The sequence below is a fragment of the Micromonospora sp. NBRC 101691 genome (assembly GCF_030269285.1).
In the GTDB taxonomy this organism is placed as follows: domain Bacteria; phylum Actinomycetota; class Actinomycetes; order Mycobacteriales; family Micromonosporaceae; genus Micromonospora; species Micromonospora echinospora.
This window is the reverse complement of sequence record NZ_BSTB01000014.1, coordinates 135507-150707: the sequence shown is the minus strand read 5'-3', so window position 1 is coordinate 150707 and position 15201 is coordinate 135507. Positions and strand designations below refer to the sequence as shown.

Here is a 15201-nt window from a genome sequence, read left to right as displayed (position 1 = left end):
TGTCGAAGCTGCTCGGCGCGCCCCGCAAGCAGCGCTTCCCAGGCGCGTAGCACCAGGTCGGTCCGGTCAGATCCGGTGGCTGCGGATTTCCCCGACACGTGGCCTCCCCAAAGGCGGGACTCAGCCAGTGTGCACAGTGGACAGCAGAAGTTGCATGGACCGAATAGCTGACCGGGTCTCCTGCAGGAAGTTGGTGGTGGTCAATCGCTGCCGAAGGTGTCCGCTCGAAACGGTGGCCGGGTCGACACCGACCGTCTCCACCGCGCAGCCGTACGGAACTCCGAGAACCCGGATCGCGTCCGCGTGCTGGAAGGGGACGAAGTGTTCGGTGGTGACCAGGAGGATCTTCTGTCCTGGATCAGGCCGGCCCACGGAGTTCGCCCAGAACGTACAGGTGTCCGCGGTGTTGGCTCGCCGGTTCGGATCTGAGGACGGCGCTGCCAGGACCCGGAGGCGGGGGCCGATCGGGATTCGATATTCCCGAGTCAGAAAGGAGACATGGGGCTTGTCAGGCGACTTTTCTCCCGTCTCACGATCGCGTACGGCACCGGGAAAGGCCGACCGCAGCGCGATGTCCATGGCGTCGAACTCGTCGCCGCACTCCCCGACCGCCAACTCCGATGCCATCGACTGTTCCGGCTCGGTCGTCGGGCGGAAGCTGCCCAACCCGCAGACCTCGGGACTGTCGATGACCCCATCGAGCAGGGCGGCTGCGTGACCGGCCCGGATCAGGCAGCCCCGCAGCAGGCCGCCGTGGATAAGGACGTGGTCGTAGGCGCGCTCACGGGGCAAATTGTGGTGACGCAGGCCGAGGGCGGCAGCGGCTGCATGCACCCGCTCGGTGACGCCTCTGGAGAAGTCCCTGGCGACGGCGGCGGCCCGTTCACCACCGGCCCGGAAGTCCCAACAGCGGGCCGAGATCTCCTCCAGGCCGGCCAACACCTCGACGACGTCCCCGGACGGCCACTTCTCGTCGAAGCACTCGACCAGGTCGCGCATGGCGGTCGACATGGACCAATCAGCGATCTCCGAGGTCAGGCTGGCAAGATCGCTTCCGTCCCGCCCGTGCCATCGCGGCAGCACGGCCTGCGCATAGCTGACCATGATTGCTTCCTTTCGACCTGCACCTTCAGATGTGACGATCCAAAGTAGCGGTTCGCGTGCCGACTATCCGGCCGATTCGGCGGACTCCCGCGAAAATGTCAGCCGCCGGCACGAGAACGCCCTCGACCCCCGCTTCGCTGCCTGACACAACACGAGTTGGCGGTGGTCACGGACGTTCTGTGGGCAGCCCTGAACCGCCGGGACGGAAAGCCGCCCGCCCGGCCTCCTAATGGGTCGCAGACGACCTGAGGAGGCAGAGAATGAAGCCCGAGGAGCAGCGCCGCCCACCCCAGCCGTACGAACTGACCTGGGTCACCATGCGGAGTGCCGGATCCGTTGCCGGTGCCACCGCAGCCGCCGTGGAGGCACGCGGGCTCGCGCTCGCCATCGTCGCCCTGATCGCCATCAGCGACATGGTCGTCGCGGCACACCGCCGCCTACGGGGCAGCCGCTAACCCGTCATGCGGCCCCGGCTCGGTCATCCACACCGAGCCGGGGCCGCTCCACGTTCCGCCCACCCCGCTCAGCGACCCAGAGAACTCCTACGGAGCCGGGCCAGGGCCAGGGCGACCAGGGGCACCGCCTGGAGGGCGTGCATCCCCACGAAGTGCGGGACACACAAGTCGCCGCCGGTGGTGCTCCAGCCGGTCACCGGCATGCCCGGTCCGCCGTCGGCCACCCCCACACTGTCGTGGGCCGCCGGCGTCTGAGCCCGAACGAGCAGCGCCGACACCTCGTCGGCGGTGATCGGAAACCGCAGTGGGGCGAGTTCCTAACCCAAGAGGCGGTGCTTCTTATGCCCATATCGGACTTGCACTGGCATAAATATACATACTGGATGTGACCCTTGCCTCATCATCAACCGTTCTCTATCGTTGCCGGAAAGCGCTTTCCTCTACCAGGTTTCTATGTCTGAAAGGTGACATCGGATGAGACGCAAAGTCGCCACGCGGTGGCTGGCCGGCGGTGCCACTGTGGTCGCAGGTGCCGTCGTCGCGCTGGCGCTGCAGGTTCCCAACGCCTCGGCCGCCACGAACCTGAGCCTCGGTGCCGGGGCCGACGGCTCCAGCAAGGCCAGTGGTACCAGCTATGGCAACGTCATCGACGGCAACGCCAGCACCTACTGGTCGCCGAGCGGCTCGACCGGCACGGTCTCGGTCAAGTGGGGCAGCGCCACCACGGTGTCCTCGGCTGTCATCGTGCAGGCCTCGGGCGGCGGTTCGATCAGCGGCTGGCAGCTCAAGAACCACGACACGGGCTCCGTCCTGGCCAGCGGCAGCAGCGCCCCGAGCACCATCAACTTCTCCTCGACGTCGCTGAAGAAGATCTCCTTCGTCATCACCAGCGGGTCCGGCACTCCTCGGATCGCCGAGTTCGAGACGTACTCCAGCGGCGGGTCGAACCCGACCCCGACCTCCAGCCCCACCAGCGGTCCGACGGCCAGCCCGACCAGCAGTCCGACGCCCGGCCCGACCGGCAACCCGGGCACGCCGACTGGCGCATGGCCGTCGTCGGCCGGCTCCGTGAGCATCTCGGGCACGGTCAGCGTCTCCGGCACCTTCGACGGCGGGATGAAGACCTACTGCTGCATCGGTGACGGTGGGCAGGGCGAGTCGCAGGACCCGATGTTCAAGATCGCCAACGGTGGCACGCTGCAGAACGTCATCCTCGGCTCGCCCGCAGGTGACGGCGTGCACTGCGAGGGGACCTGCACGCTGCGCAACGTGTGGTGGAACGACATCGGCGAGGACGCCGCCACCTTCAAGCAGACCAACGGCGGTACCTCCTACATCATCGGTGGCGGCGCGCGTAACGGCAGCGACAAGACTTTCCAGCACAACGGCAACGGCACGGTCAGCATCTCCGGCTTCTACCTCAAGGGTTCCGGCAAGCTGTACCGCGGCTGCGGCAACTGCTCCACCTCGCACACCCGCCACGTGCGTATCGACAACGTCCTCGTCGACGACATCGACATGCTCGCCGGCATCAACAGCAACTGGAACGACACCGCGACGATCACTCGCGTGGTCGTGATCGGCTCGGCCACCATCTGCGGCAAGTACAAGGGCGTGCCCAAGGGCAGCGAACCCAGCTACCTCGGTGAGGGCTGGAACGACGCCAACTGCAAGGTCAACAGAAGTGACGTCACCTTCCGGTAGTCACCAGACACGCTTGTTCGCGAAGGGGCACCCGTCTGACGGCGGGTGCCCCACACACCTACACACGGTCGCTACCCTCGACGCCGCAGCGCCTCGGTGAGACCGTCGACCCCGGTACCGTCAGCACCCGTCATGGTGCCCGACCCTGACGGTCCGCCGGCGGGGATGCCGGAGGAGCCGCTACGCGGTCGACCGTCAGGGCTCGACCCGCCAGCGCGGTGGGATCAGCGACCCGGTCAGATGTTGGACGCGTCGGGAGGCAGATCGGCCGGCGGTTGCGGGGAGCCGGTGCCGTCGGGGGCGCCCTGGCCGGTACGACCGAGCACGTACGCCGTCATCGACAGCGAACCATAGGCGTAGCCGTCCACGAGGACCTCGGTCTCCGGCACGTCGGCGGCTCCGGCGAGGCCGGCGAGGTACAGCGCCGGGATGAAGTGGTCCGGGGTGGGCACCGCGAGGTCGTAGTCACGGTGGGCGTCGAGGCTCGCGAACCCGGTCGGGTCGGTGAGCATGCGGGCCTTGGCGTCCTCGTCGAAGCGCCGCGCCCAGTCGTAGCCGCCGTCGGTGAGGTTCCAGTCCATCCCGCGCAGGTTGTGCACCACGTTGCCGCTGGTGACGACGAGCACGCCCCGGTCGCGCAGGGGAGCCAGCTTCGCGCCCAGCTCCAGGTGGTAGTCCAGGGGTTTGGCGGCGTTGATGCTGAGCTGGACGACCGGGATGCTGGCGTCGGGGAAGGCGTGCACGAGCACCGACCAGGTGCCGTGGTCGATGCCCCAGCTGTCGACGTCCGCGCCCACCCACGTCGGGTGGACCACGTCGCTGACCTCGGTGGCCAGCTCGGGGAGCCCGGGGGCGGGGTACTGCACCTCGAACAGCTCCCGGGGGAAGCCGTAGAAGTCGTGGATGGTGCGCGGCCTCGGCATGGCGGTCACGGCGGTGGCGTTGATGTACCAGTGGGCGCTGACGACCAGGATCGCCCGGGGTCGCGGCACGCTCTCGCCGAAGGCCTTCCACGCTGCGGTGTAGCGGTTGACCTCCAGCGCGTTCATCGGGCTGCCGTGGCCGAAGAAGGCCGCCGGCATCCGGACGTCCGAGGTCCTGACCGGGTCTGCCGTCACGATCGAGCCTTCCTCGACGCCGGTGGTGGCAACGCCGCAGCCCTGGCGTCAGCCCGGAGGCCGCAGGTGAACCATGCCGAACAGAGCCTATCCACTGTTGCTGGCGCGCGCGCCACTTCGACCGTTCGGCGTCAGCGCCACGCTTCCCAGAAGCGACGAGTTCACCAGCGCGCCGCCGTCCGAAGCCACACCGGCACCGCCCGGGAGGCCGACGAACCAACCCTCGGCTGCTGTCTGGATCACTACGACTGGAGTACCGGCTCGATGGGACGGCATCGGCCCCGGGGCGATGACGCCCCGGGGCCGATCGGGTGGGTGTCAGGTCAGTACGCCGGGTCCATGTAGAGCAGGACGGGGGGCGGGCACGGACACGGCGGCCAGGGGGGCAACGGGCAGGTGCACCAGGTCACCAGGTAGTTGCGGACCTGCACCGGCGTCCAGGCCGGGTTGACCTGTAGGACACGGGCGGCGGCGCCGGCCACGTGCGGGGAGGCCATCGAGGTGCCGCTGATGGTGTTGCTCGCGGTGGTGCTCGTGATCCACGCCGAGGTGATGCCGGTGCCCGGCGCGTAGATGTCGACGCAGTTGCCCCAGTTGGAGTAGGAGGCGCGGATGTCGTTGCTGTCGGTGGCACCGACGGTGATCGCGTTCGGGGTCGAGGCCGGCGAGAAGTTGCAGGCGTCGGCGTTGGAGTTGCCGGCCGCGACCGCGTAGGTCACGCCGTCGGCGATCGAGTTGGTCACCGCGGCGTTCACCGAGGTGTTCAGGGTGCTGCCGAGGCTCATGTTGGCCACGGCCGGGCCGGAGACGTGGTTGCTGGTCACCCAGTTGATGCCGTTGATGACGCCGGCGAGGGTGCCGCTGCCGGCGCAGTTGAGGACCCGGACGGCGACCAGCCGGACGTTCTTCGCCACGCCGTAGCGGGTGCCGCCGACGGTGCCGGCGACGTGGGTGCCGTGGCCGTTGCAGTCGTCGGCCGGCAGGGCGCCGTCGACCGCGTCGTAGCCGTGGACGGCCCGTCCGCCGAAGTCGGTGTGGGTGGTCCGGATGCCGGTGTCGATGATGTACGCGACGACGCCGGAGCCGGTGCTGGTGAAGCTGTAGGAGTTGTCCAGCGGGAGGGGGTGCTGGTCGATCCGGTCCAGGCCCCAGGACGGGGTCGGGGACTGGGTGGTCGTGGTCTGCACGGTGCCGTCCTGCTCGACGTAGGCCACCGCCGGGTCGGCCGCGAGCCGCTTGGCGGTCTTCTCGCTGGCGCGTACGGAGAAGCCGTTGAGGGCGTCGCCCCAGACGTCGCGGACGGTGGCGCGGTAGCGCTCGGCGAGGGAGGCTGCCTTGCTGGCGACGGCGGCCTTGGCCCGGCCGGCGGTGCCGCCCACCGCGCTGTCCTTGAGGACGACGATGTAGCTGTCGGCGACGGCGGTGGCGCTGCCGGCGTTGAGAATCCTGCCGGTGGTCGGAGCGGCGGCGGCCGGCGTGCCGATCATGGCGGTGACCATCGCCGAGACGGCGACGACCCCCAGGGCGGCAGTTCGACCCTTGCGCTTTCGGGGGAGCGACATTTCCCGATTCCTCCTTACTGTGGCCGTTCTCGACTGGCGAGGCGCCACGGCTGGGACCGGCCCTGAATGGCTACCCGAAAGGTAATCCAAGATTCTCTTTATTTGAACATAACAACACTCCATAATATTGATGTTCGACTAAGTAGTTACGATCCCCGCACCCTCGTTTGCCGTGGCCAGCAGCGAGCCGGGCGTCAACCACGCCAACGTCGGACGCTCGGGTTCGGGCGGAAAAATCAGACAATCGGACCAGGGTGCGCTGCTCGGTGCGGACTCTTGGGATATCTTTCCCAAGCCTCAATCAACCCAGCATGGCGCACCCGAACTGCCAATAGAATAAGATTCGGCATCAATGTCGACCAATCGCCGAGTCGTCGCAAGCAGATCAGGCAGAGAACCCCGAGCCGGCTTCGAGCCTGCGCGGGGCCCGGGTGGGCGGGAGTCCAGCCTCGATCGCCATCCTGCGGTCGGATGATGAGCAGTGGATGATCACCCTCTGCACACACATCGACACTCAACGCTAGGTTGATGGCCTTCCCACGAATGGAGGTCCACCTGTGACCACCGTCCGAAGGATCGGCATCGTGATCGCCTCCGTGATCGCCGTCCTGCTACCCACCTCCGCCGCCCGTGCCGCCGACGCCGGCTACGTCGTCAACCCGACCGGCGCCGTCCTGTACCAGACCAACTGGTGGTACTCCAGCTCCACCGTCAACGCGCTGCCCGGCACGCCCGCGGTGTCGTCCATCGGCACGATCTACTGGTCGTACTCGATCTCCAACCACTTCAACGTGATCGCCCAGCTCTGCAACCCGAACGGGCCGGGGCAACTGCTCTGCCTCGACCTGCCCAACGGCTGGGCCACCGGCAACACCACCGCCTGGGCGGGCCTGTCGGCGCAGCGCGCTTGGCTGTTCCGGCTCGCCGTCCTCGACCCGGTGACGAAGGTCCTCAGCCCCTACCGGTACGGCGGCCAGCACTCGGTGATCGTGAACTACACCTACACCACCCCGTCACCGGCCCGCGCCCAGGACTCCCCGCTCCACGTCGTCTCCCACTGACCGCGGCCCCGCCCACGTCGGCCTACGTCGGCCTGCATCAGCGACATGCGGCAAGTCGGGGTGTCCGAGTGTCCGGACACCCCGACTTGCCGCAAACAGGAAGCCGAACGCCGGGTTGGGCGGCGTCAGGCGGGGAGGAAGCGGGCGGCGTCGGCGACGACGTAGCCGTCCGTGCCGTCGGTGCGGATCAGGACGCTGCCGGCCGTCCCGGCCGCGAAGGCGTACGTCCCGAGGGACACCCACTGTCCGCCGGAACCGCGCTGGTCGACGGTACGGGTGGTGACGCCACCGCCGTGCACCACGTCCACCGGTACGTTGCTGGCCCGGTTGGGGTCGGCGGTCCAGCGCAGGCTGACCGCGTAGCTGCCGGCGGCCGGCAGGGCCGGGGTGAAGCGCAGCCGGTTGACGCCCTTGCCGGTGTTGCCGTCGTGTTCGTAGTCGACGCCCCAGTACCCGCTGACGTGGCTGCTGCTCAGCCAGGTGCCGGCCCGGGTCACCGCGGCCGAGGCGTTGTCGACGACGATCTCGCCGTCGACCGCCGGCGGCCACTGGAGGTGCTGGCCGTCCTGGCGTAGCCGGGTCTGGAGGGCAGCGACGTCGACCTGCTGCACCGGCGTCCCCGCGTCGATCGCCAGCTTCGCCGCCGTGGCGGCGGACTGGGCGAGGATCATGAACACCGGTTCCATCCGGATCGAGCCGTACGCGATGTGGCTGGCCGAGAGGCAGACCGGCACGAGGAGGTTGGCGCACTGCGCCTCGGTGGGCACGATCGCGCGGTAGCTGATCGGGTACGGGCCGGGCACCCCGACCTGCACGTCGCCCTCGTTCTTGACGACGCCGTCGACCACGACCCGCTGGCAGTTGTGCGAGTCCATGGTGTAGCTGGCCAGTCCGACCGCGTCGGCGACCCGCACCCGGCCCCGGCAGTCCCGCTCGGTCACCACGTACGCCGAGACCATCCGGCGGGCCTCCCGGACGTACAACTGGGGTGGCCAGCCGCCGGTGGCGGTGAACTCGTCGGCGGCCAGGCCCCACGCGGCGGTCGAGGTCCGGACCGACGCGGGCAGCCGGGGGTCGTTGGCCAGGAACCACATCAGGCCCTGCTGGTAGGTGCGGTGGTCGGCGACGATGCTCTCCCGCGCGGCGGGGCTGGCGGTCGGGTAGGTGTGGTTGGCGCCGATGAAGTCGGTGGAGAACGCGCCGTGGTTGTTGGAGTCGGTCTTGCCGTTGCCGACGCCCTGGGTGGTGAAGAACGGTCCGGTGAAACCGGCCTGGACGTAGCGGAGCAGGAGTTCGTAGTCGGCCGGGTCGTAGCCGACGGGCTTCGGGAACGGGATCCGGTCGGCGGCCTTCGTCAGGCACATGCGGAAGTTGTACGCCTGGATCAGCCCGTCGCCGGTGCCGTTGGGCGCGACGGGCGCGGCGGAGATACCGGGAAGCAGGCCACTGGCCGGATTGCCGGGCACCACGTACGGGTCGACCGGCCGGGTGAACTGGTGGCCGCTACGCAGTTGCACCCCGTTGATCGTCTCGCCGTACACCGCGTTGGCCTCGCGGCCGAGGGCGTACGACACACCGGCCTTCGCCATCAGGTCGCCCTCGTACGTCGCGTCGACGAACATCGGGCCGGCGAAGGTCTGCCCGTTGTCGGTGGTGAGCGCGGTGATCCGGTTACCGGCGCGAACCACCTGGGCGAGCCGGGTGTTGAGGTAGACCGGCACCCCGTGCTCGGCGAGCAGGTCGTCGAAGACCTCGGCGGCGACGTGCGGTTCGAAGACCAGCCGCATCGGCGAGTCGGGGGTGACGGTGTTGCCGTGGTACTTCGCGTGCACCCGCCGGTAGAACTCCCCGGCGATGCCGCCGATGGAGGCGCTGGTGCCGCTGTCGGTGTAGCCGAGTCCGCCGGTGGTGAGTCCGCCGACGTGCTGGCCCGGTTCGAGGATCAGCGCGGTGCGCCCCATCCGGCGCATCTGCACGGCGGCCACGATGCCGGCCGAGGTGGCGCCGTAGACGACCAGGTCGGCGGTGACGGTGTCGGCGGCCAGGGCGGGCAGGCCGATGCCGGTGGAGCCGGCGACGAGCAGGGTGGCACCACCGAGGCGCAGCAGGTGACGGCGATTGAGCACAGGCGACATGGCGGCTGCCTTTCGGGCACGGGCCTTCGAGGGGAGGGAGCGCGCCGCCGCACCCCGAACTCAATCGACTTTTGTCCATAGGTTGCGCGATGTCAAGAGCCGGAGCGGGGGCGCTCCGGCTCTCGTGGTGGTGCGTCCGGGGGTGGTTGCAGGGGACCCTTCCTCATCAAAAAGCGGTAACAGGGGTCCCCTGCTAACACTTCAGCGCGCGCCGCGCCCGGCTAGCCGTTGACCGCGCGCAGCACCGGGGGTGTGGTGAGGGCGGCGGGGTCGAGCGGTAGTCGGCTGTGGACGGTGAAGGTGGTCGACTCGCCGGGGAGCAGGGTGACCAGCGCCCGGTCGACCTCGGCGGCCGGGTCGAGGCGGTCCGGGTAGAGGGTCAGGTCGCGAAGGATGGCGCGGGCGCGGACGTGGACCCGTACCCCACCGTCGACCGGTTCGACGGTGGCGTCGTGGGCCGCCGCCGGCCAGGGGATGTCCCGGTCCTCGGCGAAGAACCACAGGGCCCGCTCGGCGCTCTCCCCCGCCTCGACGACCAACAGTTCACGCCGGGCGTCCTCGGGACGGGCCAGGTCCGCCGGCAGGGCGAGGGTCACCGCCGCGCCGGGCGGCACGTCCAGCTCGTACGACGTCTTGGCGCGCGGTTCGCCGGCCAGGGTGAGCCGGGTGACCGTGGCCGGGGCCCGCCACGGCTGCCCGCTGTCGTTGACCGCCACCAGGACGAGCCCACCGCCGCCGGCCAGGCCACCGCCAGCCAGGTCGCCACCGCCGGCCAGGCCACCTCCGCCGGCCGGGCCACCGTCGCGGGGCTGAACGGTGAGCAGGCGGTCGGCGTACGCGTGCCGCAGGGCGTACCAGAGCGGCTTGCGGCGTCCGTCGCCGTCCACCGCCGACCAGGAGGTCACCGGCCAGCAGTCGTTGAGCTGCCAGACGATGGCGCCCATGCAGACGCCCCGGTGCGACCGGAAGTGCTCCACCCCGCAGGCGATGGCACGGGCCTGGTTGACCTGGGTCAGGTGGTGCCACTCGTCGAAGTCGGCCGGGGTGGGCAGGTGCGCCTCCAGCCCGCGCTGGAGCTTCCGGTTCCCGTCGATGGCCTTCTGGTGGTGGGCCATGCCGGGCGAGTCCGGGGCGAGCGGGTCGTCCGAGAGCGCCCGGCGCAGCGTCGCGTACGCGGGCGGGGCCTGGTAGCCGAACTCGGCCACGAACCGGGGCACGTACTCGCGGTACTTCAGGTAGTCGTCGGTGTTCCAGACGTCCCAGATGTGGGTGGTGCCGTGCGCCGGGTCGTTGGGGTGGATCTCCTCGCGGCCCGACCACGGGCTGCCCGGCCAGTACGGGCGGGTCGGGTCGAGTTCGGCGACGATCCGGGGCAGCAGGTCGAGGTAGTAGCCCCGCCCCCACGTCCGCCCGGCGAGCGGCTCCTGCCAGTCCCAGTCGTGCCAGCCCCAGATGTTCTCGTTGTTGCCGGTCCAGAGCACCAGGGACGGGTGGACGGCCAGCCGGGTGACCTGTTCCCGCGCCTCGGCCTCGACCTCGGTGCGGAACGGTTCCTCCTCCGGGTACGCCGCGCAGGCGAAGAGGAAGTCCTGCTGGACGAGGAGTCCGAGCGAGTCGGCGAGGTCGTAGAAGTCGTCCGACTCGTACCGGCCGCCGCCCCAGACGCGTAGCAGGTTGACGTTCGCGCCGATCGCCTGGTCGAAGCGGTGGGCCAGCCGGTCGCGGGTCACCCGGTCGGGGAAGACGTCGTCGGGGATCCAGTTGACGCCCCGGACGAAGACCGGAATCCCGTTGACGACCAGGGCGAACGCGCTGCCGTGCGGGTCGGCGGCGGTGTCGAGGCGCACCGACCGGAAGCCGATCCGCCGGGTCCAGTCGTCCAGCGGGGTGCCGTCGAGGGCGCCGAGGGTGACGGTCAGCGGGTACCGGTGCGGGTCGCCGTACCCCCGGGGCCACCAGAGCCGGGGGTCGCGGACGGTGAGGTCGAGCACCGCCGTGCTCTCCCCGGCCGGCAGCACCGTCTCGGCGGTCACGCGGGCGACCGTGGCGCGGACGACGAGCGGGACGTCGGCGGCCCGTTCGGCCGTGACGTGCACCGCGACGGTGCCGACGCCGTCGGCGACGGTCACCAGGGGACGGACGTCCGCGAGCCGGGCGGTCGACCAGGCGTGCAGGCCGATCTCCTGCCAGATCCCGGCGGTGACCAGGGTCGGACCCCAGTCCCAGCCGAAGTTGCAGGCCGTCTTGCGGATGAACTGGAACGGCTCCGGGTAGGCGTTCGGCCGGTCGCCGAGCCGGTCCCGGTGTGCCTCGGCGTACCGGTAGGCGGAGTCGAACCGGACGACGAGGTGGTTGTCCCGGTCGCGTAGCAGCGCCCCGACGTCGAACCGGTGGCTTCGGTGCATGTTCTCGGTCCGGCCGAGCTCGACGCCGTTGAGGGTGAGCGTGGCGACGGTGTCCAGGCCGGCGCAGACCAGGTCGGTCCGGTCCGCGTCGCCCGGCGGCCGGTCGAAGGTGGTCTCGTACACCCAGTCGGTGCGGCCGATCCAGGCGAGCCCGGTCTCGTTGTCGTCGAGGTAGGGGTCGGGGATCAGCCCGGCGGCGAGCAGGTCGGTGTGCACGCAGCCGGGCACGGTCGCCGGGATCACCCGGCCGGCGATGCCCGCCGGGACGGTCACCGCGCCAGCCGGGTCGGCCTGGTCTGCCTCGGCCGGGGCCGGCGGGGCGGGCAGCGCCCGCAGGGTCCAGCCGTCGTGCAGGGCGTGCCGGTTCGGAGCGCCCCCGTGCGTGTGGTTCACGACTTCACCGCGCCTTCCATGATTCCGCGGACGATCTGCCGACCGCCGATGACCAGCATCACCAGCAGCGGCAGGGTGGCGACCAGGGCACCGGCCAGCACCCGCCGGTACAGCACGTAGTTGCCGCTGGCCAGGTCGGAGAGGGCGACCATCGAGGTCGGGTAGTCGGTGCCGCCCAGGGTGATCAGGGGCCACTGGAACTCGTTCCAGGTGGCCACGAAGGTGAGCAGGCCCAGTACGGCCAGCGCGGGTCGCACCGCCGGCAGCACCACGCTCCAGAAGATCCGCATGGTGCTCGCGCCGTCGATCCGGCCCGCCTCGACGAGTTCGTCGGGGACCGCGTCGAGGATGAACTGTCGCATGTAGAACACCCCGAACGCGGTCACCAGACCGGGGGCGATCACCGCGAGCAGGGTGCCGTTCCAGCCGCCCTCGCCGGGCATGTGCCCCATCAGGATGTAGAGGGCGACCACGCCGAGCTGGTTCGGCACGGTCATGGTGAGGATCACCATCACCATCAGCGCGTTCCGTCCCTTGAACCGCAGCTTGGCGAAGGCGAATCCGGCCAGCGAGCAGAAGAAGAGCACCGAGGCGGTCACCACGGACGAGACGATGACGCTGTTGCCGAGCGACTGGAGGAAGAAGACGTCCTGCATCGAGAAGACCTCGCGCAGGTTGGTGGCGAGCTGCCCGCCGGGGAGCACCTGCGGCGGGATCTTCGCCAGCGCCTCGTCGGTGTTCGTCGCGATGACGAACATCCAGTACAGCGGGAACGCCGAGAACGCGATGACGACGCTGAGGAAGAGGTAGCTCCAGACGCTGCCGGGGGTGTGCTGCGGGGCGCGCCCGGTCAGCGCGGCCCGCCGTCGGTTCTTCATCGCTTCCCTCCGCCCAGGCGGTTGGTGAGCAGGGCGTTGACGGCGGCGACGACCAGGATGACCAGGAAGAGCGCCCAGGACATCGCCGCCGCGTAGCCGAGGTTGAGGTCGCGCCAGCCGACCTTGTAGATGAGCTGGGCGATGGTCTGCCACTGGTGGTCGTCGCCGCCGTTGCCGAGCGCGGGGTTGCTGTCGAAGAGCATCGGCTCGGTGAACAGTTGCAGGCCGCCGATGGTGGAGAGCACCACCGTGAAGATCACCACGGGCCGGATCATCGGTACGGTGATCCGCCAGAGCTGCCGCCAGGGGCCGGCCCCGTCGACCGCCGCCGCCTCGTAGACGTCACGCGGGACGGACTGCATCGCGGCGAGGTAGAGCAGCGCGTTGTAGCCGATCCACTTCCAGTTGACCATGGTGGCGATGGCGATCCAGGAGGCCCACGTCGACGCGCGCCAGTCGATCGGCTCGGTGTCGCCGATGCCGAGAAGCGACAACGCCCAGTTCGCGATGCCGGTGTCCCGGGCGAACACCACCGAGAAGATCAGCGTGGAGGCGGTCACCGGGGTGACGTACGGCAGCAGCACGCCCACCCGCCACCAGGTCTGCGCCCGCAGTTTCCGGTTGAGCAGCGCGGCCACGACCAGCGCCAGCAGCAGCTGCGGCACGGTGGAGAGCAGGAAGATCCCGAAGGTGTTGTAGAGCGCGTTCCAGAAGTCGCCGTCGGAGAGCAGGCGGCGGAAGTTGTCCAGGCCGGCCCAGCCGTCCCGGGTCGGGTCGTCGAGCCGCCAGGTGCGCAGCGCCACGACCCCGTTGAAGACGATCGGAAAGAGCCCGAAGAGCGCGAAGAGCAGGAAGAACGGCGCGATCAGCAGGTACGGCAGGTAGCGCACGTCGAACCGGTACAGCCGGTCGCGCCAGCGGGACACGCGCGCGTCGGGCTCGGGGCGGGCGTCACGGCCACGTCGGGGCGCCGTGGCGGCGGCACGGGTGGGGGGCATCGGGGACCTCCGGGTTCGCCACCGGCGGCCGGCCGGCACGGTGGAACGACCCCCGTGGGTACGTCCCGCCGGCCGACCGTCCGCGTACGGTCAGGAGTTCGCGGCCTTCTCGGCTTCCTTGACCGCCTCGGTCCAGGCCTGGTCGGGCTTGCCCTTGAGGTTGCCGGTGGCGAGGCGGTTCAACACGTTCTCCACGGCGACCCGGGTCGGGCCGTTCCTGCGGCCCAGGTACTGCGGGGTGAGGTTCTCGGCCGTCTTGGAGAAGATCTGCCCGACGGGCGCGTTGTTGAAGAACGGGTTGGCGAAGTCCCGGATCGCCGGGTCCTGGTAGAGCGCCGGCTGGGACGGCAGGTTGCCGACCTTCTTGAAGATCTCGATCTGCTGCTCCGGCTGGATCAGCCACTCCAGGAACTTGTACGCCTCGTCGACGTTCTTCCCCTGCTTGGGGATGGTCAGGAAGGAGCCGCCCCAGTTGCCGCCCCCGCCGGGGATCGCGGCCACGTCCCACTTGCCCTCGGTCTGCGGCGCGGTGTTCCTGATGTGCCCCTGCATCCAGGCCGGGCAGGCCAGCACGGCGAAGTCGCCCTTGACGAAACCGCTGTTCCACTCGGGCGAGAAGGCGGTGAGGTTGGCGGAGAGGCCGGTGGCGATGCTCTTCGCGGCGACGTCGAAGGCGACCTTCGGCCCGCCGTCCATCTTCAGCGTCTCGTTCTCGTCGTAGAAGCCGACCGGCTGCTGCCCGAGGACCGGGTTGAAGATGTTGGTGCCGGAGTCGATGAACTTCTTGCCGCTGCGGGCGGTGTACCGCTGACCGGCCTCGACGAACCGGTCCCAGGTGGGCCAGAGCGCGGAGACCTGCTCCCGCTGGGTGGGCAGGCCGGCGGCGGCGAAGAGGTCGGTGCGGTAGCACATGGCCAGGCCGCCGACGTCGGTGCCGAGGCCGATCTGGGTCTTGCCGTCGGGGGTGAGGGTCTGCCGCCACTTCCAGGGCAGGTACTTCTGCTCGTACTGGTCGGCGCCCTTGTCCAGCAGGTTGACGAACTTGTCGGCCTGGCCCCGGAACTGGACGACGAAGCCCTCGTCGACGGCGGCGATGTCGGGGGCGCCGCTGCCGGCGATCAGCTTCTTCTGGAGGTCCTCGTGCTGGGCGTTGTACTCCCCCGTGTTCAGCACGATCCTGACGTTCGGGTTGGCCGACTCGTACGTCGACTTCAGCTCGTCGAGGCCGAAGTCGCCCCAAAAATTGATCTTGAGCGTGACGGTGCCGCCCGAGTCGGCTCCGCCGCCACCGCTGTTGCCGCTGCACGCCGCGACCATGGCCAGGCTGACCACACCCGCCGAGGCCAGCCGGGCCCATCGAGACCAGGACCGTGCCATGTCACTCCTCC

General features: G+C 69.8%; 12 protein-coding genes. 3 read left to right on the top strand and 9 right to left on the bottom strand.

The features are described 5' to 3' along the window. Nucleotides 1–120 precede the first annotated feature (120 nt). Nucleotides 121–1104: a hypothetical protein gene (locus QSK20_RS21280; protein WP_285790357.1), complete on the bottom strand. Its 984-nt coding sequence runs from the start codon at nt 1102–1104 to the stop codon at nt 121–123. A gap of 260 nt (nt 1105–1364) precedes the next feature. Here QSK20_RS21280 and QSK20_RS21275 point away from each other — a divergent pair, with 260 nt between their 5' ends. Beyond that, nucleotides 1365–1559 (top strand): hypothetical protein, encoded by a 195-nt coding sequence (locus QSK20_RS21275; protein ID WP_285790356.1) that lies wholly within the window; start codon nt 1365–1367, stop codon nt 1557–1559. Between the two features lie 68 nt (nt 1560–1627). Here QSK20_RS21275 and QSK20_RS21270 read toward each other — a convergent pair whose 3' ends face one another. Beyond that, on the bottom strand, nt 1628–1783 hold the full coding sequence (locus QSK20_RS21270) for a hypothetical protein (RefSeq protein WP_285790355.1): 156 nt from the start codon (nt 1781–1783) through the stop codon (nt 1628–1630). 250 nt (nt 1784–2033) lie between these two features. Between QSK20_RS21270 and QSK20_RS21265 the strand changes: the two genes are divergently transcribed. Then, nucleotides 2034–3263: a pectate lyase gene (locus tag QSK20_RS21265; RefSeq protein ID WP_285790354.1), complete on the top strand. Its 1230-nt coding sequence runs from the start codon at nt 2034–2036 to the stop codon at nt 3261–3263. Nucleotides 3264–3499: 236 nt separating this feature from the next. Here the strand turns inward: QSK20_RS21265 and ygiD are convergent, their stop codons facing one another. Together ygiD and QSK20_RS21255 are read right to left on the bottom strand one after the other, a co-directional pair. Further along, nucleotides 3500–4381: a 4,5-DOPA-extradiol-dioxygenase gene (gene ygiD, locus QSK20_RS21260; RefSeq protein ID WP_285790353.1), complete on the bottom strand. Its 882-nt coding sequence runs from the start codon at nt 4379–4381 to the stop codon at nt 3500–3502. Between the two features lie 323 nt (nt 4382–4704). Beyond that, nucleotides 4705–5943: a S8 family peptidase gene (locus QSK20_RS21255; protein WP_285790352.1), complete on the bottom strand. Its 1239-nt coding sequence runs from the start codon at nt 5941–5943 to the stop codon at nt 4705–4707. 584 nt (nt 5944–6527) lie between these two features. Between QSK20_RS21255 and QSK20_RS21250 the strand changes: the two genes are divergently transcribed. Then, a complete protein-coding gene (locus QSK20_RS21250; protein WP_285790351.1) occupies nt 6528–7004 on the top strand; it encodes a flagellar protein FlhE in 477 nt (158 codons plus the stop codon). Nucleotides 7005–7129: 125 nt separating this feature from the next. On the opposite strand, the gene QSK20_RS21245 is transcribed toward QSK20_RS21250, so the two are convergent. The 5 genes from QSK20_RS21245 to QSK20_RS21225 form a co-directional block, all read right to left on the bottom strand. After that, the gene (locus tag QSK20_RS21245) at nt 7130–9139 is read right to left on the bottom strand and encodes an FAD-dependent oxidoreductase (protein WP_285790350.1); all 2010 of its coding nucleotides are present in this window, start codon (nt 9137–9139) and stop codon (nt 7130–7132) included. A gap of 221 nt (nt 9140–9360) precedes the next feature. Continuing rightward, complete coding sequence (locus QSK20_RS21240) at nt 9361–11937, bottom strand: glycoside hydrolase family 2 protein (protein WP_502888971.1); 2577 nt, start codon at nt 11935–11937, stop codon at nt 9361–9363. Further along, nucleotides 11934–12815, bottom strand: a complete 882-nt coding sequence (locus QSK20_RS21235) for a carbohydrate ABC transporter permease (RefSeq protein ID WP_285790349.1) — start codon at nt 12813–12815, stop codon at nt 11934–11936. The genes QSK20_RS21240 and QSK20_RS21235 overlap by 4 nt, the downstream gene beginning before the upstream one ends. After that, on the bottom strand, nt 12812–13813 hold the full coding sequence (locus QSK20_RS21230) for a carbohydrate ABC transporter permease (RefSeq protein WP_285790348.1): 1002 nt from the start codon (nt 13811–13813) through the stop codon (nt 12812–12814). The genes QSK20_RS21235 and QSK20_RS21230 overlap by 4 nt, the downstream gene beginning before the upstream one ends. A gap of 90 nt (nt 13814–13903) precedes the next feature. After that, nucleotides 13904–15190 carry an ABC transporter substrate-binding protein gene (locus QSK20_RS21225; RefSeq protein ID WP_285790347.1) on the bottom strand — a complete coding sequence of 429 codons (1287 nt, stop codon included), beginning with the start codon at nt 15188–15190 and terminating at the stop codon, nt 13904–13906. Between the last annotated feature and the right edge of the window lie 11 nt (nt 15191–15201).

Bases quoted from the DNA above. Each gene is read 5' to 3' on its own strand.
- QSK20_RS21280 (WP_285790357.1), bottom strand. From the start codon at position 1,104: ATGGTCAGCTATGCGCAGGCCGTGCTGCCGCGATGGCACGGGCGGGAC.
- QSK20_RS21275 (WP_285790356.1), top strand. From the start codon at position 1,365: ATGAAGCCCGAGGAGCAGCGCCGCCCACCCCAGCCGTACGAACTGACC.
- QSK20_RS21265 (WP_285790354.1), top strand. From the start codon at position 2,034: ATGAGACGCAAAGTCGCCACGCGGTGGCTGGCCGGCGGTGCCACTGTG.
- QSK20_RS21255 (WP_285790352.1), bottom strand. From the start codon at position 5,943: ATGTCGCTCCCCCGAAAGCGCAAGGGTCGAACTGCCGCCCTGGGGGTC.
- QSK20_RS21245 (WP_285790350.1), bottom strand. From the start codon at position 9,139: ATGTCGCCTGTGCTCAATCGCCGTCACCTGCTGCGCCTCGGTGGTGCC.
- QSK20_RS21235 (WP_285790349.1), bottom strand. From the start codon at position 12,815: ATGAAGAACCGACGGCGGGCCGCGCTGACCGGGCGCGCCCCGCAGCAC.
- QSK20_RS21230 (WP_285790348.1), bottom strand. From the start codon at position 13,813: ATGCCCCCCACCCGTGCCGCCGCCACGGCGCCCCGACGTGGCCGTGAC.
- QSK20_RS21225 (WP_285790347.1), bottom strand. From the start codon at position 15,190: ATGGCACGGTCCTGGTCTCGATGGGCCCGGCTGGCCTCGGCGGGTGTG.